Consider the following 24837-nt stretch of genomic DNA (forward strand, 5'->3'; position numbering starts at 1 on the left):
ATTCTTCACTATAATATTCAAACTCCGGACAGTATTATTTAACCCGGCCGTTTATCGGCCGGGTTATTTTGATTATCCAGAAATTTTTATGGTGCTTAGCTTAGTCTCAGCATTGATTCGATACGTCTTTCCAAATCCTGCAAGTGATAGGTGGTCAACTTATCTGTGGATCTTGGGATAGCACGCTTAAGTTCCGCCTGAAGCTTGTACAGATCAGCTTTAACGATTGAGAACGCGTCATTTTCGGCAGATTCCGATTCTTTTGTGGTCAACATAGCAATGAGATTTCCCAGATACGCCTTTTGAAGATTCCTTCTGTACTTATCTACTTTTATTGCTTTGTCTGTCTCAATTTCTTTCCATATACCTTTATGTATAACCGCCACAAAATCATCCACCGGAACTGCTTTTGTACCAAATTTATTTACCAGGGCCTGCATACGGCCTAATGTTCCAAAATCCAGCAGGGTATTCAATACCCTGATCTGCGTATCCGAAATAAAATCGGGATCTGCCGGGGCCTCAATCCTCGCGATTACTGATTTATCTAAAAGCCATTCGGGGGTTTTAAACAAATATTGATTAAAGAATGCCAGGGCCTCTATTTGGCGGTTTCTGCTTACCGGAACGTAAACAAGCCCCTTTTCTTCCTCACTCTTCGGGTTATAGTAAAGACCGGCAACATTTTTCAGCACATGCCCCATGTAGTTGAAATATTGTGACTGAACCGCTTTGTACATGGTAAGAAGATTGTTATTCACCCCACCTTCACCTTTTGTCCAGTTTACCAGGTTGGGAACAATACGCTGCAGATTTTTAATGCCGTAGGCGCTTGCTTTCATAGCATTATCGCCCAGATCTTCAGTTTGGGAGCGAGGGTCCCATTTACGGGTTTCGCCATCACCATACCAGGTGCGTTTTCCGGAGCCCGATTTATTCATGATCCAGCCGTTCATGATCTTCTTATCCTCATCTTCGGTATTTGCGCCGCTATACTTATAGCCCCATTCTATCGCCCATCGGTCATAGTCGCCAATACGCGGGAAAAGATTTTTCTGCTCGATATGATCTTCGGGCTGTGCCACATAATTAAACCTGGCATAGTCCATAATACTTGCTGTATGCCCGTATTTAGTAAGATAACTGTTGCTGCGAAGACTATCTACCGGGGTAAGACTACTGCTACCAAAATTATGTCTGAGGCCAAGTGTATGTCCTACTTCATGGCTCGATACGAATCGTACAAGCTCACCCATCAGCTTTTCATCAAATTTTGGCGTTCTGGCCGCCGGATCTACTGCCGAAGCCTGCACCATGTACCAATCATGCAAAAGGCTCATTACATTGTGATACCAACCGATATGAGTCTGGATAATTTCCCCGCTTCTTGGATCATGGATATTGGGGCCGTAGGCGTTGGCTACATCCGATGGGAAGTAATTGATCATAGAATATCGAGCATCATCCATGTGCATGGTTGTGTCGTTCTCAGGCCATTCCCTACCGATAATGGCATTTTTGAAGCCTGCCTGTTCAAATGCTTTCTGCCAATCATTGATCCCGGCCACTAAATATGGGCGCCATTGTTTGGGGGTAGCCGGATCCACGTAAATCACAATTGGTTTACTGGGTTCAACAAGCTCACCTTTTTTCCATTTTTCTACATCTTCGGGCTTAGGCTCCAAACGCCAGCGTACAATGAAGTTCTTAATTTCCGAACGCTGCTGCTGATCGTTAAATGAAAAATGCTTATCCACAAAATATCCAACGCGTTGGTCGGAAAGCCTGCGGCGCATTGGCACCTGTGGCAAAACAATGAATGAAGTATGTGATTCTACAGTAAGTTGCGGAGTGGTAGCCGGAACCAGTTTCGAATCCATGTTTTTACTGATGCTGATTTCAACATTTTCCGGATACACATGAATTGATTCAACACGATAGTCCTTCATTGAAAAGGTATTAACTCCTTTTGCAATCTGTGTACTCTGGTCTATGTTATTAACCATACTCCTGTCTTTCAGAAATTTGGAGGCATCAATTACATAGCTCTTGGAATCCTTGCCGTAACACACAATAGGGAAACTTATTGCAACGGGGTCTACGCTGGCATCCCGTACAGCCCGGGAAATCGCGTCGGCAGAATCTACCTCATTTATTATCAGGTGATATCGGATCCTGATGCTCGAGTCCTGGGTCTTTTCGAACCGAATTGTGTTTTCATCCAGTTCCTCACCGGGATACATACCGAGCCCGGCGGGTGCCTTAGTTAATCTGTTAATGACCATAATGTCGCGTTTAAGAAGCGAATCAGGTATTTCAAAATAAATGATATCCTTTGAACTATGAACTGTAAAGAGTCCGTTCTGTGTTTTGAATGCTTTGGTAATAACCGATGCATAACTCTTCAATGCCTGTCTTGGTACAACCTTTGCAACCGTATCTTTCTTTACAGTATCCTTTTTAGAAAAGAGGTTAAATGGCCAGCCCCTTCCCGTCTGTCCGAAAGAAGAATGCGCAGTTAATGCCAGCAACCCTAAAAAGAGGAGCTTTTTGATATAGTTTTTCATGTTTTTTAAAGTTCTATTTAGTTTTTATAGGATAAATAAATTTGGCAACCGTGTTAGTTCCGGCGCTTGTAATAATCAGGGTAGCAGGCTTTGATATATAGCTTGAAGATTCTGAACCGGCTACGAAGCGCCAGGCAAATGCCGTATAAGTCAACAAAGCACCAGTAGTTGCATTCCTGATCTGAAGGGTAAGGTCATTTCCAGGCACATCCGCACGCTTCACGCTTACTTTCAAAAAGCCGGTTGATTTTTTATATTTTAATGATTCACAGCCGGGTATAGGAGTTGTTTTACCCAATATATTGACAGATACAGGTACCGGAAAATTAGACAGGTTTACCGTTCTGATCAAAAGCAGGCTATCCGATAAAGGCAAAACCGGAACAGTATCTTCCGTAACCAATGTGTCGATAGCCGACCTGGTACCTGCTATGAATATAGAATACATTCCTGATGGTTTATAGTCGCGCGTAACACTTAATGCCACGTTTGCACTATCCGGATAAGCATAAAAGTCAATTGGGATAGTTCCTGATGTAACCCCTTTTTCCAAAATATAAGTGCCGGCCCCTATAGATGCAGACTGTATCCCGTTTAAGATACTGGAAAAATTAAGCTTCCCGGTTTTGTAAAAATTGGCAAAAATTGCGCTACCGTCAGTTAATCCATTATACACCGTAATGGAGCTTGTTGGTTTCACCACATCTTCTGTCTTCTTACAGGAAACGAATAATGCTATCAAAGCAAAAAGCCCCAATACATAATAATTTGTACGTTTCATATGCAATTAAGGATTGATTATTTACTTAATGTTTTCAGCGATATTCCGGGAACATCCGATAGCTGCGCAAGGTAAGTTGCCAACCGTTTCGACGATTTATCGTTCCAAAGTACAATAACAGGAACATCCGGATTGCCTTTACTTTCAATCATATAATCGCTCCTTTTCTGATCTGTTCCATCCGAAAAATCAATTACAATACCGTTATTTTGCTGTTTTGACCATTGGGCAATTAATGTTGGCGCAAAGGGTTTATAAAGGCCAATCAAAGCGAAGGCCTGCTGATCTAAAGATTCCGGAACGGTAACGGCGGCACAATCCTTCGCTCCGCCATTAAAGGCCACTGAGGTAAATGAGGTGCTGAACCCAAACCTTGAGCTACCCATATCAAGACCGGGCGAAGACTGAAATAAATGCATATTGCTAAAATCATCTCCCTGTTCGGTAAATTCGGGCATTTTTTTCCGGCCGGGCCCACTGCTTGGGCTTGTACAACTTGTAAGCAGCATAACCGCGGCACCAAAAAGTAATGTGTATTGATATATCTTTTTCATGTTTTTCTTTTTATTGTTTGAATATTGAATACTTAATCCTCAGAATCTGTCATTTTAATAACCAGGATTTTGGACCAGGCTTGGTGCTGATTGCAGCTCATCCAGCGGGATAGGGTAAAGAAGCTGTGTTGCTATGATCTTTTTATATGACAATGAACCAAGAGCCTCCATCGCTTTACCTGTTCTCTTCAGGTCAAACCAGCGATGGCCCCATTCTGAAAAAAATTCGATCCGGCGCTCATGCGCGATAGCAGCAAGCGCATTATCCTTTGAAGCTGAACTTATGATGCCAAGCCCCGCACGCGTCCTGATCTTATTCAGATCTTCATCGGCACCTGAAAGATTTCCCTGCTGCGCCCTTGCTTCGGCCCTGATCAATACCTGCTCTGCCAATCTCAGTACCACAAGGTATTGTGTAGCGGCAAGCCCCTGTCTGGCATATTTACTCGAAAAATGGGCAGTTGCACCGGTATAAGGAGGAGAGTTTGGTGTTTCGACAAAATTTGTCCAGGCTTTTAACCGTTGATCACCAGGCTCAAAAGCAGCCGAAAGATCATCAGTCATGTAATATGACGGAAAAAACAATATTGCCACGTCCGAAAAAACGCTCGGATCCAAATAGAGAGGGCGCTGATCTTCTGGTATATCTTTCTCCCACGATATCTGTGGCGTAAAAGCCTTTGCTTCGTACGATGGTATATTAATATTGGTTGATGCGGGCTTCAACTGCCAGATGCTTTCCTTACTGGACGGCAGAAATACATTATCCAGGTTAGGGTCGATCGCAAACTGACTATTGGCAATCACTGCCGATGCTTCCGCTTCGGCGTTTTTCCAGTCGTTCCTGTAAAGATAAACGCGGGCCAGCATTGCCGTAGCTGCGTATTTATTAACCCTGATACGCTCACCACCGGTTATCGCATAGTCTTCCGGAAGGTCGCGCTGCGCATCCAGCAAATCATTTGTAATCTGGGTATACACATCTGCCAGCGGGGTTCGCGGTACCTGCGCGTTGGCCTTCCAGTCTGTGCCGGTTATAAGGGGCACATCTCCGAAAAGATTCACCAGATAGAAATAATTGAAAGCCCGGATAAATTTGGCTTCGGCAGTGATCTGTTTCCTTGCAGCGGGCTTCAGCAAATTTGATGTTGAAGCCGCTATGCCTTCAATAATCGAATTGGCATTGTAAATACTCTTATAAAGAGGGGTCCAAAATATGCTGTTAACCAAATCATTCTGGCTGGTAAGCCTATTACTCACGAAATTATAATCTACATCGTTGCTTGTACCAAGAAAATTGGTCAGTTCATCGCCAGACATGCCAGCATAAACAGTTGTTCCGCCATTAGATACTGTTATTGCCTGAGGCCCGTCGCCATTAAGCATGTAAGAATATAATCCAGCCAAAGCGGCATAGGCAGTTCCATCTGTTGTAAAGGCTTTCTCGGTAGTGATTGTAGTTGTTGGATCACCCACATCCACCATTTTTTTGCAGCCGCTCCCATAAATGAAAAGCAATGCAATACAAATACCTATTATTGAAATAATTTTCTTTTTCATCATTTCCTTTTAAAATGAACAGTTTAAACCAAAAGTGATAGTTCTGCTTGGAAGGGCGCTTCCCACGCTCTGAACAACCGGATCAAGCCCTTTATACTTGGTGATCACAAAGATATTTGAGGCCGACGCCATGAAATTGATATTAGATGCGCCTATTTGTTTCGCCCAGCTTTTAGGAAGCGCACCAGATGCATTGATACTGTTAAGGCGGATAAAGCTCGCATCTGTATACGCCTGATCACTTTGAAGTATAAAGGAATTTTCTGCCGTGGTTACCACACTCAATTTAGCGGTAAGAGCCTGATCGCCGGGTTTCTGCCACCTGGTTAAATAGCGTTCTAACGAAATATTTGTTGAACCAGTTGCGATACTGTTGTATAAAGAGTTCCTTCCCCTTTGTTTAACTAAATAAAAGTTAGCAGATAGGGAAAAGCCTTTATACCGGAACGTTTGGCTTAGGTTACCGGTAAAATCAGGCGTTGTTTTTACTGCAATGTACCTATCCCCTCTTGATTCCGGCCCGCCGGTTGTAGTAATGTTATTATCACCGTTATGGTCTTCAAAGGTATAGTAACCGGTAAGCGGATCGACACCAAGGTATTTAAGCACGTAAACAGAATTAACCGAGGTGCCAATTTTCAATCTGTCGGCATAAGGCGATTTTTCCAGGTTAGGATAGGCCAATAAGCGGTTACGGTTAAAGCCTGTGTTGAAGGAGGCCGACCAGCTAAATTTGTTGGTTTTGATCAAAGTGCCATTAAGTGCTATCTCTAAACCATCATTTGCAACTTTCGCCGGCGAATTCGCTATAACTGATGTAAAACCGGTGATTGCAGGTGTTAAAAAATCAACTAACTGGTTATCACAATAAGAACGGTATGCCGATACACTTAACGATAAGCGATCTTTTAACATGCCTATTTCAAGTGCAAGTTCAGTCGATCTGTTCACTTGCCAGTGATAATCCGCGTTAGGCTGGATCAGTGGGATAATGGGAGAAATCCCATTATAATCGGGAAGTTTAATAGCAGTATTGCCATATTGGGTCAGATATTTATAATCGCCTACCTGATCACTTCCGGTAATGCCATAACTTCCCCTGATTTTAACCAATGAAAAAAAGCTCGGGAGGAAATCGCTAACCCATTTCTCATCGCTGATATTCCAGGCAGCGCCGATTGAATAAAAATTACCGAACCTGCTATCGGCCCCAAACCTTGAACTTCCATCACGCCGTCCATTTAAGTTCAATATGTATTTACCATCCCAATTGAAATTCACCCGCGCAAATACACCCGTATATTTGTATTTACCTGAGATATCATCTGCCGTTACCACAGGTGCGTTAGTGATGGTGGACAGAAGGGCGTCATCAGTATAATTCAATCCGAGCACATTAGCACCGCTTGTAGAATTTTGCTGGTACGTTCCTCCTGCTAATACAGCAAGGCTGCCCTTACCCAATAACGTATGGTAATTAAGCTGCGGTTCCACAATCATATTACTTACCCGGGTAGTTCCAAACTGCGACCTGCCATAAAAAGGAGGAGTGCTGAAGGGGTCAAGAGCGGCTATCGGAGTAATAACTGTATTAAGGTTAGTAGTGTTGGTATATCCCAGGGAAGTAGATAAAGATAAACCTTTAACAACATTATAGGTTAAAAGCAGCCCGCTTGACAAGGTGTTTCCTCTCTGGTCGGTGGTAATCTTCAATCCGTTGAACGGGTAACTGGCATGGGCAGCTCCCCACGCAGCAAAATTCAGGTTCCCCTGCGAATCAAAAGGATCCGGCGCATTTGGAGGAAGGGTAAGAGGAACATTCATCTGAACTGCATCAACCGACGTTGCTGCATATGAAGCGTTCAAATCCATTGAAAACTTCTGATCTGCACTATGGTTTTGCAGCGAAAGAGACACTGTTCCCCGCCTGTTTCCACCGGTGATCGTACTCAGATCATGTGTTGTTCCATACGAGGCCCCAATCCTGTAAGTAGTTAGTTCGCTACCGCCACTTACACTACCTGTATAATTAGTTTGACTGGAAGAACCGCTGTGATATTTTTGCCAGTTAGTATCTTTTGACTGATCAAATACCAATAAATCAACAGCATTATTTACAGTAGGCTGTACACCGGAGTTGGCAAATGCCTCTTTTCGCATGGCAATATATTGCTGCGTATTCAGCAGATCAAAATATCGCGTTACGAAATTGGAGCCGGTGTTGAAACTGGCATCTACTTTCATTTTACCAGGCTGTCCCTTCTTGGTGGTGATAAGGATGACCCCATTTGCGCCCCTGCTGCCATAAATAGCTGTCGCGTCCGCGTCTTTCAATATCTCGATGGATTCGATATCATCGGGGTTCAGGCTAAAAAATGGGCTTTGGCCTGGGCCAGCACCAGTTTGATCATAGCCCCTGGAATACGCGGCGCTTCCAGCATTGGCAGTCCCACCCCGAACCTCCAGCACAGTTAACGGAACCCCATTGATAATATAAAGCGGATCGGACGGAAACTGATCATTTAAGGCCTTTCGTCCCCTGATCTCTATTTTCACAGGTCCGCTCGCCGTTCCGCCAACTGGTGTTATATCAACGTTTGCTACCCTACCCTGAAGGGCAAGTATGGGGTTCATCACGGGTTGATCCGCAATGTCCTTTCCGGATACCCGGGTAATATCACCTGTAGCTAACCGCTTGCTGGTTTTGCCATATCCCTGTATAACAATCTCATCCAATCCGTTGGTTGCCTCTTCCATAATCACATCAAGGATGGGTGATTTAGCGGCAACCCTGGCAGGGATAGCTTTTGTAACATATCCCAGATAGCTAAAAAGTAAGGTATCGGTAATTTCTGCAGTTTTAATTAAATATTTACCCTGGGCATCGGTAGATACCCCCTTTTTTGTTCTTTTTAAAATAACCGAGGCACCGCTTAGGGGTTGCCGGGAAGTGTTGGTCACCGTTCCCAATATGAGTATTGCCTCGGCGGCGATAGGCTTTTCCGGCACCACTTCCCGCCTGCGAAGCACAATGTTTTTGCTAACAATCTGGTACTGGATCTGGGTATTTTTGAAACATGCCTCAAGCGCCTGTTCTATAGTCGCGTTTTTCAGGCTTACGGTAACATTGTCCAGGTTTACCTTATCGGCATTATAAACGAAAACATAGCCCGATTGCTTTTCAATCGCTTTCAGAACAGTTTCAAGTTTCGCGTTGGATTCGTTAAGGGTGATCTGGCTGAGTACTTTTCCGCTTACATGTACAAAGGAGATGACCAGTAATAAAATTGTCAGCCTCATTATTAAGAGAATTTTCTCGGGAACAGGCCATAGCCATCCAGGCCGGGAGCCATTCCCGATTAGATATTTATTCATTATATTTGATGGGTTGAGGTTAATGAAATCAATAGTCAATTGTTTATTCGGCCCAGGCACCACCTGAACAGAATAGGATAACCTGAACACTTACCGTGGTTGTGGTTCCAACACTTCCACGGTTATTCAAGCTCCTGTGCTCTCTTATTAGTAAAATCTCACCATAGGCAATAGCTTATTTAAGTTTTGTTTAATTTTAAAATGTTTATTATCAAGGCCTGATCTTAATGGTTCTGTCAACCACGACATAGTTAATATCTAGGTATTTCAGGATTTGCAATGCTTCAGACAGATTAGCATTGCGATGTACTTTCCCGGTGATGTGAGCATCGGGGACCTTGCCTTCATAAACCACATTAACATCGTACCAACGCGAAATCTGGTTCATTACCGTGGTTATATCTGTCCGGTCAAAGTAAAAGTAGCCATTCTTCCAGGCCACGGCGTTTTCAGTATCAACCTCCGATATCCGGACATTGTTGCTCTTTACCTCAGCCTGTTGTCCCGGTGTTAATTTCCTGGTAAATTTTAAACCCTCCACAGTAAGGCTGATACTTCCCTCAAGTAATGTAGTAGCAGCATTACTTTCGCCAGGGTAACTATTAATATTAAAATGGGTCCCCAACACCCGGATTTCCTGGCCCGAAAATTCGGAGGTACCAGAGACACTAACAACAAAAGGGTGAGCTGCATCTTTAGCTACTTCAAAATACCCCTCGCCGATAAGATTAACCTTACGCTCCTTTTCGGCTTCCATATTAACCGGAAAGGTGATCTTCGAATCCGCGTTTAGCCACACCAGGGATCCGTCGGGAAGTTTGACCTTAAAAGTTTCTCCCTTACCGGTATTTAAAGTATTAAAAAGCATTTCCGGATTGTGGCCATCGGTCTTTCCTTTTGAGTTGCTTTGATCCTGCACAGTGTAGGTAATTTCTCCTTTAACAGATTTGGTAATGTTTATCGCTCCCTGCGAAGCCAAATGCCCCTGAACGCTCTTACCTAATTTAATTTTCTGACCATTAGCCAGTGTGAGTGTAGCCCCTTCCTTCCCTGCTAAGATCTCTGTACTGGCGATAGCTGGTTTCGTTATAGCTTTACGGGAGGTTTCGAGTTTTAATAAATAAAAGCATATTGAGGTTATCAACACTACCGACGCGGCGATCATAGATATACGAGGCCAGAACTGTACTGTCCTTATACCAATGCGCCCCATTACCTGGTTCCGCATCAGTGACTCTGCTTTTCTGAGTTCAGCTTCAGAAAGATGGATATGATCATTCATATTCCAGTCCGCATACCACGACTCGATGATGGCAAGCTCCTCTTCCGTGCAGTTACCTTCCCTGAATTTTTTTAATAATTGTTCGTGATCAAATTCTGCCATAATCAATAAGTCAATAATGACTTAACAATTACATAACAGTTGAGTCGGATCGATCGGGTATCCCGGAAGGAAAAAAAAGTAAAATATTTTTTTTATGGTCGTTTTTCTCTGGTACCAGAGGGGTATCAAGACCACCACAATGACAAAAAGAAGTAAGAAATATAGCCATACCAATTTTTTGACGCAAAACCCTAAGTGATTTCTTGATATGAGTAGCAACAGTTTGTTCTGAAAGGTTCAACTTTTCTGCAATTTCCCGATTGCTAAGATGTTCAAAGCGGCTCATTAAAAAAACCTCCCTCATTCTTTCGGGCAAGGCATTAATTTCTTTATTGATGATCTCTGCTAATTGTTTTTCCCTTATTCTTTCATCCGCAAGGCCTCCGGAAACCCCTGCAAAATTTTGAATTGTCGTTGCATAGTCAGTCACTATTTTATGATGACTAACAAGATTTAATATCTTATTACGGCTCATGGTAAAAAGATATCCTGAGAGGTTAACATTTTTAATCATATCCCTCTTTTCCCACAATGCCACAAACACATCCTGCACCAAATCTCTTGATGTGTCTTCATCCCGGAGCTTGTTGTACACATGGCTATATAAAAGTTTATTATAGCGTTCGAAGATTTCAACAAAAGCGTTTCTATCTTCCTCCTTTACCAGGTCAAGCAATTCTAAGTCCGAATATGAACGATAAGACTTCATGGATTAATCAATAGGAGTAAAGATATAAATATTCTCTATTTTTCCAATCCTGCTACCCCATGCCGTTCCCAAAAACAACCAAATCAATTCAAAATTCTAAAAAATCGTAATTTTTAAACAAATTTTATTATCCAAAAGCAAACCGCACCTTAAAAAGGCCATAACAAACCCGAAAAAACAAATAGTTTTTAAAAAAATATCTAAAAACTCGCTCCAATGCTATCTACAAACCCATTAAATCACAGCTCAAATAAAAAACACACCCAATAGTCTTTCACCTCCCTCAAATCTTATATATTTTAAAAAAAATTCGAGATTTAAAATCAACAATCTGTATTTCCCAGCCAAACAGATACCCGATATATCTTTCCGGCATTTCTTTCGCATTGAAGTAAATTTTACACTTTTTGAAGGGACACAAAAAAAGCTCATTTACTTATGTAAATGAGCCTTAGAAAAGCGGGTAAGCAATGGGGCTCGAACCCACGACCCCCAGAACCACAATCTGGTGCTCTAACCAACTGAGCTATGCCTACCGTCTTGTTTTTCGAGTGTGCAAAAATAGAAATCTCCCGGGAAATTGCAAACTCTTTTTTAAAATTACATTAAGCTTACCCGTTTAATTTAGAATGATTATGCTTAATAAGTATTTTTGTAACTATGGCTGAGCAATTGATAGAACTAAATGTGACCGGCATGCATTGTAATAACTGTGCCATGTCTGTCCATAAATTCCTCGAAAAAAAGGGCTTACATAATATCCTGGTTGATTTTGCCGGCGAAGAGGTGAAATTTTCTACCAGCGACGAAGCAAAGCTGCCTGAAATAAAAAAAGGGATAGAAAATTTAGGATTTAAAGTTATCGAGGACCTCAGCACTCATTCGGTGCCGTTTTATGAGCGGGTAGAAAACAAATTTATCTTCTGCGCCATCTTTACCACTCCCCTTTTACTGTATATGATATTGCCCTGGCATTTCCTGCATCAGCCCGTAATCCAGCTATTATTGTGCCTGCCAGTTTTTATTGTTGGATGCTTACATTTTGGCAAAAGTGCTATCAGTTCACTTAAAGGAGGAATTCCTAATATGGATGTGCTCATTTTTGTGGGTTCAACGTCGGCTTTTGTTTACAGCGTTATCGGCACAATACGTAACCTGGGACCACAATATCAGTTTTATGAAACCTGTGCAACGATCATAACATTGGTACTATTGGGCAATGTATTTGAAAAACGTTCGGTAAGTCAGACTACTTCGGCGGTAAAAGATCTGATTAAGTTTCAACAGGTAAATGCTAACCGGATCATAAACGGCAGCGTTGAGGTAATCAATGCCAAAGAAGTACGCCCCGGAGATACGCTACTGGTTAATCAGGGCGACAAGATCCCGGTTGATGGCGAGCTGCTTTCCGGTGAGGGCTCAGTTGATGAAGCTATGCTTACCGGCGAAAGCATCCCGGTTGAAAAACAAAAATATGATAAGGTTATTGGTGGCACTATACTGGTTAACGGCAATTTCCATATGCTGGCCACCCGTGTTGGATCAAATACCATCCTTGCTCAAATCATCGATCTGATGAAAAAAGCCCAGGCGGCTAAACCACCTGTTCAAAAATTGGGAGATAAGGTTGCAGCCATATTTGTACCGGCAGTTATACTAATAGCGCTTATTACTTTTATGCTTACCTATCTTGTGGGTAACGCCGGCTTTCAGCATGCTATGATGAACGCAATAGCCGTACTGGTAATTTCCTGTCCGTGTGCTATGGGCCTGGCTACGCCTACCGCGGTTATGGTTGGTTTAGGCAGGGCGGCCAAAAACGGCATCCTTGTAAAAGGTGGCGATACCATTGAAGCTGTTACCAACACCAAATATGTGGTATTTGACAAAACAGGCACCCTCACAACCGGAAAGTTCACAGTTAACGAAATCAATATTACGGATGGTGCCGATATAGCACAGATCAGGGGTGCTATTGTTGCTATCGAGGAACGTTCCAATCACCCGATAGCCAAATCGCTTGTAAACGGTTTAAAAGACCTGTCACAGCAAAAGCTCATTTTAAAATCGGTTAAAGAAGAAAAAGGGCTGGGTATGCGCGCTGAGGATGTTGAAGGAAATCATTACTTTTTAGGTACGGCAAAAGCCAGTAATGATGGTCACTTTAACCTTGCACTTTATAAAAACCAGGTACTGATGGCACAAATTGCCGTTGATGACCAGATAAAACCCGAAGCTCCGGAACTCATAACCCAACTTAAACAAATGGGCATTATCCCGGTATTATTGAGCGGCGATAAAAAAGAACGATGCCTTAAAGTAGCCAATCAATTGGGCATTAACGAGGTGCACGGCGAGAGACTTCCAGAAGAAAAGCTTAAAGCGATTGATATTTATAAGCAAAAAGGCAAAACCATCATGATAGGCGACGGCATTAATGATGCCCCTGCCCTAACCCATGCCGATGTTGGTGTATCCATGAACGATGCCAGCCAGGTTGCTATCCAGTCGGCCAGTGTGGTGTTGTTGAACACCGATCTGCATTCGGTTATCAAGTTTTTGCAAATTAGCAGGCATACACTGCTTACCATCAAACAAAACCTTTTCTGGGCATTTGCCTATAATATTATAGCCATCCCTGTAGCTGCCATGGGCTTCCTTAACCCCATGGTTGGCGCGCTTACCATGGCATTTTCAGATGTAGTAGTAATAGGGAATTCATTGAGGCTGAAGATTAAAAAAGTTGATAGATAATAGATCATGGTTCATGGTCGCTTTTTAGTCCTTTAGTTTTAGAGGATAAGGCAAAGTTTGTTATTTTTGAAGCTGCATGTTAACGCGGTTTTTACTATGACGAACCATTAACTATCTGCTAAATTGTTAACCTGGTTCCTGACTATGATCTATGAACCATCAACCATGAACTAATTTAAATGATCGAAATTTTTACAGACGGGGCTTCAAGTGGTAATCCGGGACCGGGTGGTTATGGTGTGATATTGCGTTCGGGACAGCATTACAAGGAGCTATCTGAAGGGTTTCGTAAAACTACCAACAACCGAATGGAACTGTTAGCAGTTATCAAAGGGTTGGAAGCATTGAAAGCACCCAACCAGGATGTCATGATCTTTTCCGACTCTAAATATGTGATTGATGCCATCGAAAAACGCTGGGTTAACGGCTGGGTAGCAAAAGGCTTTGTGGGCAAAAAAAACAAAGACCTGTGGATGCGCTATTTGGAGATAAGCAAAATTCATAAAATTAAATTTACCTGGGTGCGCGGCCATAACGGTCACCCGGAAAATGAGCGCTGCGACCAGTTAGCTGTGGCAGCAGGCAAACGTCCTCCCCTGCTTATCGACTCGGTTTTTGAGGCTGAGAATGCCAGGGCTGGAATGATGTAATCTAATCACAAATTTACTTAAGAATCCAACTTTGCCGTCGACGAACAGGCTGAGGAGTGTGCGGTGCCCGTGAGGAGAAATCTTATACGCCCTGCTTTAAGTCATTATTGCATTGCAAAGCGTACAAGGTTTCTCTTTCGCCCCAGTGCTCAAATCCATCCGGCTCTATCGAAATGACATTTCTTATATTTTATTTTTTTATCCTGCAAGTTCTATAATCTGCAGATCCTGGATTTTATCGCCATCGATATTAAACCTCAATAGAGTACGTACTTTATGCCAGCCCTGTTTGCCGGCCGCGCCGGGATTCATGTGCAGGCAATTAATCTTTTTATCGAACATCACCTTTAAGATATGCGAATGCCCGGTGATAAATAACTTGGGAGGATTGCTATAAATTTCGGCTTTGATATTTTGGCTGTACCTGCCGGGGTAACCACCGATGTGGGTCATCCACACATCCACGTCTTCGCATTTAAAGCGCAGGTGCTCGGGATAAACTATTCTTACATCCTTATCATCAATATTACCATAAACGCCTTTTAAGGGTTTAAAAGCAGCGAGCCTATCAGCTAACTCGATGTTTCCGAAATCTCCTGCATGCCAGATCTCGTCACAATTTTCAAAGTGTTTAAAAACGGCATCGTCGAGGTAGCTGTGGGTATCGGAAATGAGGCCTATGCGGGTCATGGTGTAAAGATAGAGTTTAAGAGGTTAGAGTTGAGAACCATGCCGGAGATTAAAATATCGTCAGGAAATCTTTCAGCACCTCCCGGTATGTTTCCGTGTATACTTTTGGTTCATCGTAGATAACAAACTTATTAGTTATTGCCTGCACATCGCTTTTCCTGAAAGCAAGTATTTCCCGGTGTGCGGCATCATCTTTAAAAGAGTGCACAGTAATTATTTTTTGCAAATGCAGCTTGTGCTGCACCGCCAGGTTCTTAACCAAATCAGCGGTATCTACGGGCAATATCAACCAGCACATTCCCCGTTCGGTAAGCTGCGCTGCAACTATCGATATCAGCTTTTCAAAAAAGCCATCGGCAGCATGCTTGGCCAAATTTGTTTTAATTCCCGGCGATTGCAGGGAGTTGATATAAAACGGCGGGTTCGATACAATTAGGTCATATCTTTTTTCAGGGTGCTCTTCAAAAAAATGCTCAAACCCTGCTGCATAAAGTGTTAGCCTGCTTTCAAATGGCGAATTACTGAAGTTGCTTTTTGCTGTTATAGCAGCTTGTTCGTCAATTTCAACAGCGTCTATTTTAGCCTCGGTAAATCGTTGAGCCAGCATCAGGGCTATGACACCTGTTCCGGTGCCTATATCCAGAATGTTTAACGGCTCTCCTTCGCCGGCCATAGCGCCAAGTAATACCCCATCGGTATTGATTTTCATGGCACAGTCGGTTTGGTCAACGCTGAATTGTTTGAAACGGAACATGAGGGCGAAGTTATTGTTTCGGATTAAAAACTTCCGGTTGATAAGGTATGAATATATTTCTGCTAAATAAAAACATTGGCCCGCTCAATCGCCGCGGGATGGCTGTTACTTTTGGCTTGGCCCAAAAGTAACCAAAAACCCAAAACAGAAAAAAGCTTCCCCCCGCAGGCCATACTCCCTGGCCCGCTTTTCTGCCGGGCCGACGCGCTTTTGCTTTTCTAATAACATGTCATTGCGAGGCACGAAGCAATCTCGTAGCTATACAGAGCGGCTATGCCTCCGTGCGATTGCTTCGTGCTCGCAATGACATGGTTTTAAGTTGCTTTCTTCTCTATTCAACTATTTTACTTCCGACTCTTGCTGTCTTGATTCTTGACTCTCACAATCTTGTTTCCTGACTCTTACAGTCTTACCTCTTTCCCCTCTTCGTCAGCAGGTAAGCTTCGGGCGAAAGCGGGTAGAACAATGGTGGGCTGTGCGACTGCAGGGGCATAGCAAGTTTTTGCAGAGGGCCGGAAACCTGTGGGCGAAGCGGGGCAAAATAATTGCAGCCCGTGGTTCTGCCCGGTTTGCAGGACAAAGGCCGAGCAAAGGCATGTGGGTTGGCCAGTGCGGCAAAGAAGCCTATCTGCTGACTTGATTTTTTGGTTCTTTTGTATCAAGACAAAAGAACAAAGCCATCCCGCGGCGATTGAGCGGGCCAATGACTGTTAATAACAACAAAAGCTATCTAAATAGAGAATTAGAGGGGATTACCGCTCATACAACTCCAACGGCAAACCGTCCGGATCGGCAAAAAAAGTGAAACGTTTGCCGGTAAGTTCATCAATACGGATAGGTTCTATATCCACACCAAAAGATGAAATATGTGCTACCGACTCATCCAAATCATCAACTTCAAAAGCTAAATGGCGCAAACCTGCAGCTTCGGGGTGCGACGGACGTGCAGGTGGATCGGGAAAAGAAAAGAGCTCGATCTGGTAGAGGTCACCCACTTCCAGATCAAGCTTGTATGATTGTCGTTGTTCACGATAAACCTCGCGAACTATTTTTAAGCCGAGTACCTCGGTATAAAACTGTTTGGATTTTGCATAATCCGAACAGATGATAGCTATATGATGTATGCGGTTAAGTTTTAACATTATTCGCCTAAAATACCGTGAAGGATGTTTGCGTGAACCATTTTCAGGTCGGTAACATGACCAAAGGCTTCTTCATCAACTGTTAAAGCACCATTGGTAACAGTACCCAACAGCGTAAACTCGACTTCGCTGGTTGCCATTACCTCAATAAAACGCTCCTGCTCTTCGGGGGCAACACTCACTACTACCCTGCCTTGTGCTTCGCCGAATAAGAAAGCATCTTTACGGATGCTATCGTCAGAAGCGATCTCGAAACCAAGGCCATTAGGCATTGACGACTCTAACAGGGCAATATATAAACCGCCGTCAGCAACGTCATGAGCCGATTCAACCACTCTGTGACTAATCAGTTCTTTAACGGTTTGCTGCATATCGTATTCTTTATCGATATCGAAATACGGAGCCGGTGCCTTAATTATTTTATGCCATGAAGCAAGATATTGTGATGACGCGATATCATTTACCGATTCACCGATCAGATAGATCAGGTCGCCCGGTTGTTTAAAATCAGCAGTCATGATGTTATCAACGTTGTCCATTACACCCAGCATACCGATAGTTGGCGTAGGGAACACCGAACCACCATCTGCCGATTGGTTATAAAAACTTACGTTGCCACCGGTAACAGGAGTTTCAAACTTACGGCAGGCATCGCCCATACCTTTAATAGCGCTTACAAACTGCCAGTAAACTTCAGGAATGTAAGGGTTACCAAAGTTTAAGCAGTTGGTTATAGCAACCGGCTCACCACCGGCACAGGTAATGTTACGTGCAGCTTCGGCAACGGCAATGGCGGTACCTTTATAAGGATCGGCATATACGTAGCGCGAGTTACAGTCGGTAGTTAACACAATGGCTTTGTCGGTGTCTTTAACGGCAACAACGGCTGCATCGCATGAGCGGTTGGCGGTCATGGTTTGTACACCTACCATGCTATCGTACTGGTCGGTTACCCAACGTTTTGATGCAATATTAGGGTGACCAACCAAGTGCTCGGCAACCTCTACCAGGTTTACAGGCTCGGCAACGTCATCGATATTAAATTTCTGGTTTTCGGCAAAGTATGCGGGCTCACGATATTCGCGTTGGTAAACCGGGGCACCGCCACCTAACACCAAGTCATCGGCAGGTACATCGGCAACCTTTTCGCCATGCATAAAGTACTCTAAACGCTGGGTATCGGTAACCTCACCAATAATGGCGCAGTTCAGGTCCCATTTGTCAAAAATGTCTTCAACTTCTTTCTCGCGACCTTTATGAACCACGATCAACATACGCTCCTGTGATTCAGAAAGCAGGATTTCGTAAGGTTTCATGTTATCCTGGCGGGTTGGCACTTTATCCAGGTCGATACGCATACCGTGCTCACCTTTGGCGCTCATTTCTGAGTTTGAGCAGATGATACCGGCAGCGCCCATATCCTGCATACCAACAACGGCGCCGGTTTTAATAACCTCAAGGGTAGCTTCCAGTAACAGTTTCTCCTGGAAAGGGTCACCTACCTGTACGGCAGGAAGGTCGTTCACCGAATCTTCGGTAATATCTTTAGAAGCAAAGGCGGCACCGTGAATACCATCTTTACCTGTGGCCGAACCAACTATATAAACCGGGTTGCCCACACCGTATGACGTAGCAGAAACAGTTTCACCAGCCTTAACAATACCGGCCGACATAGCGTTAACCAGCGGGTTAACATTATAGCAATCGTCAAAAAACAATTCGCCGCCAACGGTTGGGATACCGAAAGCGTTACCATAGTGGCTGATACCTTTAACCACACCTTTAACTAACCATTTGGTTTTGTCGAGACTTAAGTCGCCAAAACGCAGGGAGTTAAGCTGCGCGATAGGCCTTGCGCCCATGGTAAAAATATCGCGGTTAATACCGCCTACCCCTGTGGCAGCACCTTGATATGGTTCAAGGGCCGAAGGGTGATTGTGCGATTCGATTTTGAAGGCGCAGCCAATGCCGTCGCCAAGATCAACAAGACCGGCATTTTCTTCACCAGCTTTAGCCAACATCCGAGGACTATCCTTCGGCAAAGTTTTAAGCCATGTAATTGAATTTTTGTATGAGCAGTGTTCGCTCCACATTACCGAAAAAATAGAAAGCTCGGTAAAGTTGGGCACACGTCCTAATATTTCATTTATGCGTTCAAATTCTTCGGGTAAAAGGCCCAGATTTTTAGCGGTTTCAACGGTAGTTAATTCCTGGTGCTCCAATGTAATATTGCTTTATTTGAAAGGATGCGCAAAAGTATGAAAAAAAGAGGGGAAGGTGAAAGCTGAAAGGCGAAAGGTTTGGGGCTTGGCAGTCGAAATGTAGACTTACGAAGTTTCGGAAACTTCGTAAGTTTTTGAGGAAACGCTAATTAAAGCTGCACAACTCTGCGTGATGCCCACAAGCGAGGACGCTTGCGGTAGCGGGAGCATACGTGTCATGTGCGTAATATATTGTGCATAAATACGATAACAATATATTCGCAATCAATGGTTGTAGGCTGATCATAGAGAACACACTCGGCACACGCACGCACCAAATGCTCCAGTTTCAAAACTAATCGTTTATTATTTTTATACAATAATACTTTATTATAACTTGCATTCAAAACATATGGATAACTACCAAATAGCGTACTTAATCACTCTGGCCGTTCAAATTTTGATATCAATAACTATTTTAGCCAGGCAAGGTTACTTTTATAAAAAGGGCCAAAATAAAGCGGATAAGGAGGATATTGCCGAGCTAACGAAAATCGTAGAAGGTGTTAAAGCCGAATTCATTCAGGAAAACGCAAAAATTACTTCCGATTTAGATATATTAAAGGATCGACGTGGTAAAAGCTATACTCAAGCGCAGCAAGCAATTATCAATTATTTTACCGATTTGCAAAGTTTCATTTCGTATTCAATCGATATCTCCATCAGGCAGTTAAGTAGAGAAAAAGCAGAAAAATCATTGTTATCAATTAAAGAAAAAAAATATAAGTTTGATGTATCTATGAGTGCGGTTGAGATTTTGATTGATGATAATAAAGGCGGCAAATTAGGTGGCGAAATAGCATTGAATTGCTTGCATCTTATGCACCATATTGAAGGTAGCTTGAGAAAAATGTTGCCTTTAATTGCGACGGAACAACATCTCATTGCTTTGCTTGAAAATCCAGAAAAATTAACCCACGAAGAAACCCTCGATCTTAAGGCTAATATTGAGAAGAACTATGCAGCGCAAAAACTATTGGGCGAGGAATATTATGAAAAAAGATTTGAATTACTCAAACCTATCTTTGAGCTGCAGCAACAGTTTAAATTATTTGCGCAGCAATTTTTAAAAGCATAATAAATAAAATTACCTCATAAAGATAACCATCACTCTCTCTTAAAAAAGCTATCGCTGCAATATTTAAGCAATTAAAGCTCACCTACTACCGCAAGCGTCCTTGTTTGTAGCTCTGATTTAGATTATGGATATGCAAGGCTGACCAAGCTGCGCGCGTATGCACCGTTAGCACACGTGTGATGTACTCGTGACCTCACAGCAACAATTGCCATTCCCCCAACAAATCCCTAATTTTATTCCAACCAATTATAAAATTGAATATAACCTACGATGGACTCGATCCTTCCCATATCGGGCGCAAACGCATAACTGATATACCGGTCAAAGGAATCAAGGGCTATTGGTATAAAAAGCGCACGACAGACCCGCGCAGGCAAACCCAATTTAAACCGATGTCAATATTTATAAAAACCATATCGACAGCGTTGCTTATCATAAGCACAGGGAATACTTTTGCCCAGGCCGGCAGCCAGTCTCCATCAAACATAAACTCAAAACTGGTTGTCATTTACCGGTATGATCCGGATCGCAAAAAAGATCATAAGGTTAAAGCGATAGCGCTTTTGGCGGCCAAGTGTTATTACTTTAAAAAACTACCGCATACTCAAATAGGCAAACCCTTATCGGCCGAAAACGGTAAATATATAGCCGATGTTACTATAACCAAATTCATGAGCAATTTGACTGCAAAAAACTTCGAAAGCATCAACAAAAAGGACTGTAATTGCGGTGGCATTAGTGATGACACATTTGTTGTAGAGATAAGTCCCGACGGGCAACCCGGCAACAAAAAGATTTTTTATGTTCCCAAAGTTGCAAACTGTCCGGCCAATTCGCCATGCGCGGTTATTGATGCCATTACCGGTATCTTTTTAAAACTGAAGCAAAAATAAATTACACCTTAGTAATTATTGTTTTTCGCTTATCCTGTATATTTTATAGTCATACATAGTTGTATCAAGAAAATAATGCTGCTGAACAAGCTTAGCCACAAACTGCCGCTGGTCGGCGTCAACCATTTGTTGATATTCGGCAAACATAGGTATCAGGATGAGTTCCGGTTTGTTCTTGTTCAAATCTTCATAGAAACGTTTTTTTGCCAACGACGTCCGGTTGATTGAAAAATACACAGACGGAGACAACCGTTCAGAATAACATTGTATTTGAGTTCCATAGCTGTGAACCAATACAAGGTCTGAGGCCTTTGTGTGTTGTTTAATCCAGCTTGCAAGCAGCTTACGATCGCCCTCGCTTGGGTTAATATAAGGCTCCTGACCGTAAACCGGCTGAACTGTTGCCTGGCAGGCAAGGATCCGGATATTTTGTATTGGTTCCGACAAGGATGGAAAAAGAATCACAAACAATAGTATAACAACTAAATAGAGCCTGATACCATATCGCTGCGATAATTGCGACATAGCGATAGCATTGCTGAGGGCTAAAGCGGGCAATACATCTTTTAAATGCACAACATCAAATATGCCAACCAGGCTAACCGCCGTGAACGACAAGGCACACCACCAGATCAGCAAATCGGCCTTGCGTTTTAGAAAAACATAGGCTATCAACAATGGATATAAAATAGCTATGGGCGAGTAAACAAATTTTTCCAGAAAGTTCTCCAGTTTATAGGCCAATGTATGTGCCGTAGCACTGCCTGCACCAAAATTGTCGGAGAAGCCATATGTCCAAAACTCACTTATTTTAATACCTGTAAACAGGCAAAAAATCAATAGCATAATTACAGCGGTTATTACACCGGCAATCAATCCCAATTGATGACCAACCGAACGTTTTTGCTGCAGCCCGGCCAAAAGAATAGCCAGTATCCCAAAAGCAGCCGTTATCCGAAAATCGAGCGCGATGCCGGCCCAAAGCCCGGTAATAAACCAACCTTTAAAGTCAGTAGTCGACAAGCTGCGATACACGGCGATGATCAGAAACATCACTTCAAACGTTTCTGTAAAATCGACATATTTACCGCCCGTAGCATGCCATAACAACGAAAGGCCATAAATAGGGATAGACAGGACACCGGCAAATCGCCCGGAAACTGCATCGGCAATTTTAAATACAAAATACAAGCCGGTCATTTCGCAAAAGGTACCAATCAGCCTGGGGAACCAATAATTAGGCCCAAACAGCAGATCAGAGACACCATAAACCAGGAAAATCAATGGTGATTTATTGTCTATCCCCCCTGTGTAAGGAACCATGCCATGCCGCAACCAATTCCTGCCGATGTAATGCCAGATAGATTCATCGAAGGACAACACAAAACCGTTGCTCAGCAGTGTAATGCATAATTGCAACACGCATATAACCCCGATAATAAATAATGGCTGTTGCAGGAACGCAAAAACTCCATCCCAATAATTGGACGACATATTTTTTGCATTCTTCATCTGCAGAAATATAAGGTTGGGCCTTTCAATTGAAATTCAGGTTACTCTGCAAAGTACTACATTTCGATAAAATTTAAATGTTGCCTGCCCAATATATTTTTAGCGTTTGCGTTGATAGTGAGAGAATAAATACACAGCTATTACTCTTAAAAACAAAAACCGGGGCTTCGCCCCGGTTTCTCCCATTAACCAATCATCCCCGCTTGTGGCCCTCTTTTAAGAACGGGACTCTATTTTACCCCCTTCTCTAACTTAGCATTTTGCCCGGCAAGTATCTTCCAAACCCCGTCGCGTTTTATCAGTACAATAGTTCTCCGAAACTCAAATGTTTCACCGGGATATCGTTCATCACCATCCAAGCCCGTTCGTACATGTGAAATAGCAATATCGGGATACGGATAGCTAATATCTTCAACCGCACGGGTATAGTAATGTGTGAGTTTAAAATAGGTGGTATGCACTTGCTGGTAATGAAATTGAATATCATCCCTCCCCTTATAATATGCGCCAAACCAGTTTACCCAGCTGGCATCAACGGTATAATTATCAGCCAGGCCTTTAGGATCGTGCCGGTTCCAGGCGTCTTCATAATTTTTGATGAGTTGCTTTATTGCCCCGTTTTCTTTTGCAGTATCTATTTGCTGGCTATAGGCCTCAAAGCTAAACAGCCAGCATAGGCCAACTACTATGAATTTGTAGCTATTGATTTTCATATAAAAGCTCCGTTATGAATTAAAAAAAAGATAAATATGCCCAGCTAATCATCTTAAACCCCGATCAAACAAAAAACCGGGGTCTCCCCCGGTCTCCCCATTAACTAATTAACTATTTAAGAAACAAATCCTCCGTAGCCCAGGTTGGGTTTTTAGCGAAAGCTTTCCAGAAGATCTGATCCAGATTAGAATCGAAATTGGCTACGAAACTGCGCGTGTTGGTCAGGAACACGAAATTAAATCCATTGTCAAGGCGTGCCTGTTCTGTAGCCGTACCTGGCAAACTCCCCTGGTGAAAATAATTATTGCCGGCAATAGCCCAGCCGCATCCATAAGCTGCATTAGCTGTTGATCCGGTATACATGGTGTTCAACGAAGCAGAAGTAAGTATATCAGGGCGTACCGGGAATTTATCAATGTAAACCAGGAACCGGGCCAGATCTGCTGCGGTAGCCACCCAGCCTCCATGCGCGTCCATGCGTGTAATATTATAGGCATAAGGGTTTTCGCCCGATTGGCCGTAGTAGGTAACTTCTTTTGTTTGCTTATCGGCCAGGGTGTTACCGCCAATAGTCATGTCTGTAATTCCGATAGGTGTTAAAACCAATGTTTTTACAGCTTCTGCATAGGTTTGCCCGGTAATTTTTTCTATTACGCGCCCTAATATGCAGTAGCCAAAATTGGAGTAATCATAGTTAGAGCCCGGTACGTGGTCAAGCGGGCGGTTATCTAATGTCCAGGTAATGAGTTCAGCGGTGGTCATGGTTGGGTTACTGAACATGGGGTCGTTCACCGAATTGCCCCAACCGCCGGAGGTATGGTGCAGCAACTCATCAACCGTAATATCGGTAATGTGCAAGCCATAGGCTTTGGTACCATAAGTTTTACCCAAAATAGCGCCATCGCCAAATACTTTGTCCGACAGTTTTATCTTACCTTGGTCAAGCAATTTCATAATAGCAACAGCCGTAAACTGCTTTGAACAGCTGGCTAAACGGTACCGGTCGCTGATAACGGCTTTGGTCCCCTTTGATTTATCGCTTACGCCGTAAGCTTTCAGGTAAACCAGTTTTTCGCCTTTAGTAATTGCTACAGACACCGCCGGCACATTATAAGTAGTCATAAAGGTGTTCACCTCATCATCTAAAGCGGCGACAGCAACTTTGCTTGGCGTTAGGGTATCTATCACGGTTCCGCCGCCACCTGTACCAGTACCCGTTCCGGTGCCGGTGCCGGTACCTGTTCCAGTTCCCGTACCTGTTCCAGTATGGGTGGTATCCGTTCCGGTGGTAGTTTTAGTTACAGAGGGCGAGTCCTTTTTGCAGGCGGCAAAAAATAACAGACCCACAAAAGCAATTAGCCGGCTAATTTTTAACAGATTGAGCTTTGCGCTGCAAATTCGGGGTTGATAAGTGTTTTTCATAGGTATTTAATAGATATCAGGTTTAGAATTGAATATC

18 protein-coding genes and 1 tRNA gene are annotated in these 24837 nt (G+C 43.1%); 4 read left to right on the forward strand and 15 right to left on the reverse strand.

Annotation, left to right across the window (positions count from 1 at the left end):
- Window positions 1-95: 95 nt before the first annotated feature.
- The 8 genes from DUL71_RS24340 to DUL71_RS24375 form a co-directional block, all read right to left on the reverse strand.
- Window positions 96-2567 (reverse strand): zinc-dependent metalloprotease, encoded by a 2472-nt coding sequence (locus DUL71_RS24340; RefSeq protein ID WP_114940475.1) that lies wholly within the window; start codon window positions 2565-2567, stop codon window positions 96-98.
- Window positions 2568-2580: 13 nt separating this feature from the next.
- Window positions 2581-3348, reverse strand: a complete 768-nt coding sequence (locus tag DUL71_RS24345) for a DUF4397 domain-containing protein (protein ID WP_114940476.1) — start codon at window positions 3346-3348, stop codon at window positions 2581-2583.
- A 17-nt stretch (window positions 3349-3365) separates the two neighbouring features.
- Window positions 3366-3902 (reverse strand): hypothetical protein, encoded by a 537-nt coding sequence (locus DUL71_RS24350; protein ID WP_114940477.1) that lies wholly within the window; start codon window positions 3900-3902, stop codon window positions 3366-3368.
- A 54-nt stretch (window positions 3903-3956) separates the two neighbouring features.
- Entirely contained in the window at window positions 3957-5465 is a 1509-nt protein-coding gene (locus DUL71_RS24355) for a RagB/SusD family nutrient uptake outer membrane protein (protein ID WP_114940478.1), read from the reverse strand.
- 6 nt (window positions 5466-5471) lie between these two features.
- Window positions 5472-8762 (reverse strand): SusC/RagA family TonB-linked outer membrane protein, encoded by a 3291-nt coding sequence (locus tag DUL71_RS24360; RefSeq protein ID WP_161964498.1) that lies wholly within the window; start codon window positions 8760-8762, stop codon window positions 5472-5474.
- Window positions 8763-9048: 286 nt separating this feature from the next.
- Entirely contained in the window at window positions 9049-10221 is a 1173-nt protein-coding gene (locus DUL71_RS24365) for a FecR family protein (RefSeq protein WP_114940480.1), read from the reverse strand.
- A gap of 28 nt (window positions 10222-10249) precedes the next feature.
- The gene (locus tag DUL71_RS24370) at window positions 10250-10930 is read right to left on the reverse strand and encodes an RNA polymerase sigma-70 factor (protein ID WP_114940481.1); all 681 of its coding nucleotides are present in this window, start codon (window positions 10928-10930) and stop codon (window positions 10250-10252) included.
- 462 nt (window positions 10931-11392) lie between these two features.
- Window positions 11393-11466, reverse strand: a tRNA-His gene (locus DUL71_RS24375).
- 124 nt (window positions 11467-11590) lie between these two features.
- On the opposite strand from DUL71_RS24375, the gene DUL71_RS24380 reads away from it, so the two are divergent.
- Window positions 11591-13684 (forward strand): heavy metal translocating P-type ATPase, encoded by a 2094-nt coding sequence (locus DUL71_RS24380; protein WP_167443313.1) that lies wholly within the window; start codon window positions 11591-11593, stop codon window positions 13682-13684.
- 179 nt (window positions 13685-13863) lie between these two features.
- Entirely contained in the window at window positions 13864-14334 is a 471-nt protein-coding gene (gene rnhA, locus DUL71_RS24385; protein ID WP_112575182.1) for a ribonuclease HI, read from the forward strand.
- A gap of 198 nt (window positions 14335-14532) precedes the next feature.
- On the opposite strand, the gene DUL71_RS24390 is transcribed toward rnhA, so the two are convergent.
- The 4 genes from DUL71_RS24390 to purL form a co-directional block, all read right to left on the reverse strand.
- Window positions 14533-15024 carry a metallophosphoesterase family protein gene (locus tag DUL71_RS24390; protein WP_114940483.1) on the reverse strand — a complete coding sequence of 164 codons (492 nt, stop codon included), beginning with the start codon at window positions 15022-15024 and terminating at the stop codon, window positions 14533-14535.
- A gap of 49 nt (window positions 15025-15073) precedes the next feature.
- Window positions 15074-15778, reverse strand: coding sequence for a tRNA1(Val) (adenine(37)-N6)-methyltransferase (locus tag DUL71_RS24395; protein ID WP_114940484.1), 705 nt, complete (start codon window positions 15776-15778; stop codon window positions 15074-15076).
- Window positions 15779-16530: 752 nt separating this feature from the next.
- Window positions 16531-16920 carry an SMU1112c/YaeR family gloxylase I-like metalloprotein gene (gene gloA2, locus DUL71_RS24400; RefSeq protein WP_114940485.1) on the reverse strand — a complete coding sequence of 130 codons (390 nt, stop codon included), beginning with the start codon at window positions 16918-16920 and terminating at the stop codon, window positions 16531-16533.
- Complete coding sequence (gene purL, locus DUL71_RS24405; RefSeq protein WP_114940486.1) at window positions 16920-19142, reverse strand: phosphoribosylformylglycinamidine synthase subunit PurL; 2223 nt, start codon at window positions 19140-19142, stop codon at window positions 16920-16922. The genes gloA2 and purL overlap by 1 nt, the downstream gene beginning before the upstream one ends.
- A 391-nt stretch (window positions 19143-19533) precedes the next feature.
- On the opposite strand from purL, the gene DUL71_RS24410 reads away from it, so the two are divergent.
- Window positions 19534-20259, forward strand: a complete 726-nt coding sequence (locus tag DUL71_RS24410; protein ID WP_114940487.1) for a hypothetical protein — start codon at window positions 19534-19536, stop codon at window positions 20257-20259.
- Between the two features lie 392 nt (window positions 20260-20651).
- The gene (locus DUL71_RS24415) at window positions 20652-21152 is read left to right on the forward strand and encodes a hypothetical protein (protein WP_161964499.1); all 501 of its coding nucleotides are present in this window, start codon (window positions 20652-20654) and stop codon (window positions 21150-21152) included.
- Between the two features lie 15 nt (window positions 21153-21167).
- Here the strand turns inward: DUL71_RS24415 and DUL71_RS24420 are convergent, their stop codons facing one another.
- The 3 genes from DUL71_RS24420 to DUL71_RS24430 all read right to left on the reverse strand — a co-directional run bounded on the left by DUL71_RS24420 (window position 21168) and on the right by DUL71_RS24430 (window position 24800).
- Entirely contained in the window at window positions 21168-22664 is a 1497-nt protein-coding gene (locus DUL71_RS24420) for an ArnT family glycosyltransferase (protein WP_114940489.1), read from the reverse strand.
- A gap of 230 nt (window positions 22665-22894) precedes the next feature.
- Window positions 22895-23377, reverse strand: coding sequence for an SgcJ/EcaC family oxidoreductase (locus tag DUL71_RS24425; RefSeq protein WP_114940490.1), 483 nt, complete (start codon window positions 23375-23377; stop codon window positions 22895-22897).
- A gap of 112 nt (window positions 23378-23489) precedes the next feature.
- Entirely contained in the window at window positions 23490-24800 is a 1311-nt protein-coding gene (locus DUL71_RS24430; RefSeq protein WP_154402472.1) for a serine hydrolase domain-containing protein, read from the reverse strand.
- Between the last annotated feature and the right edge of the window lie 37 nt (window positions 24801-24837).

Source organism: Mucilaginibacter endophyticus (assembly GCF_003351025.1).
Lineage (GTDB): Bacteria > Bacteroidota > Bacteroidia > Sphingobacteriales > Sphingobacteriaceae > Mucilaginibacter > Mucilaginibacter endophyticus.

What these genes read in the sequence shown, in the direction of transcription:
- DUL71_RS24340 (WP_114940475.1), bottom strand. Translation starts at nt 2,567, where the DNA reads ATGAAAAACTATATCAAAAAGCTCCTCTTTTTAGGGTTGCTGGCATTA.
- DUL71_RS24345 (WP_114940476.1), bottom strand. Translation starts at nt 3,348, where the DNA reads ATGAAACGTACAAATTATTATGTATTGGGGCTTTTTGCTTTGATAGCA.
- DUL71_RS24350 (WP_114940477.1), bottom strand. Translation starts at nt 3,902, where the DNA reads ATGAAAAAGATATATCAATACACATTACTTTTTGGTGCCGCGGTTATG.
- DUL71_RS24355 (WP_114940478.1), bottom strand. Translation starts at nt 5,465, where the DNA reads ATGATGAAAAAGAAAATTATTTCAATAATAGGTATTTGTATTGCATTG.
- DUL71_RS24360 (WP_161964498.1), bottom strand. Translation starts at nt 8,762, where the DNA reads ATGAGGCTGACAATTTTATTACTGGTCATCTCCTTTGTACATGTAAGC.
- DUL71_RS24365 (WP_114940480.1), bottom strand. Translation starts at nt 10,221, where the DNA reads ATGGCAGAATTTGATCACGAACAATTATTAAAAAAATTCAGGGAAGGT.
- DUL71_RS24370 (WP_114940481.1), bottom strand. Translation starts at nt 10,930, where the DNA reads ATGAAGTCTTATCGTTCATATTCGGACTTAGAATTGCTTGACCTGGTA.
- DUL71_RS24380 (WP_167443313.1), top strand. Translation starts at nt 11,591, where the DNA reads ATGGCTGAGCAATTGATAGAACTAAATGTGACCGGCATGCATTGTAAT.
- rnhA (WP_112575182.1), top strand. Translation starts at nt 13,864, where the DNA reads ATGATCGAAATTTTTACAGACGGGGCTTCAAGTGGTAATCCGGGACCG.
- DUL71_RS24390 (WP_114940483.1), bottom strand. Translation starts at nt 15,024, where the DNA reads ATGACCCGCATAGGCCTCATTTCCGATACCCACAGCTACCTCGACGAT.
- DUL71_RS24395 (WP_114940484.1), bottom strand. Translation starts at nt 15,778, where the DNA reads ATGTTCCGTTTCAAACAATTCAGCGTTGACCAAACCGACTGTGCCATG.
- gloA2 (WP_114940485.1), bottom strand. Translation starts at nt 16,920, where the DNA reads ATGTTAAAACTTAACCGCATACATCATATAGCTATCATCTGTTCGGAT.
- DUL71_RS24410 (WP_114940487.1), top strand. Translation starts at nt 19,534, where the DNA reads ATGGATAACTACCAAATAGCGTACTTAATCACTCTGGCCGTTCAAATT.
- DUL71_RS24415 (WP_161964499.1), top strand. Translation starts at nt 20,652, where the DNA reads ATGTCAATATTTATAAAAACCATATCGACAGCGTTGCTTATCATAAGC.
- DUL71_RS24420 (WP_114940489.1), bottom strand. Translation starts at nt 22,664, where the DNA reads ATGAAGAATGCAAAAAATATGTCGTCCAATTATTGGGATGGAGTTTTT.
- DUL71_RS24425 (WP_114940490.1), bottom strand. Translation starts at nt 23,377, where the DNA reads ATGAAAATCAATAGCTACAAATTCATAGTAGTTGGCCTATGCTGGCTG.
- DUL71_RS24430 (WP_154402472.1), bottom strand. Translation starts at nt 24,800, where the DNA reads ATGAAAAACACTTATCAACCCCGAATTTGCAGCGCAAAGCTCAATCTG.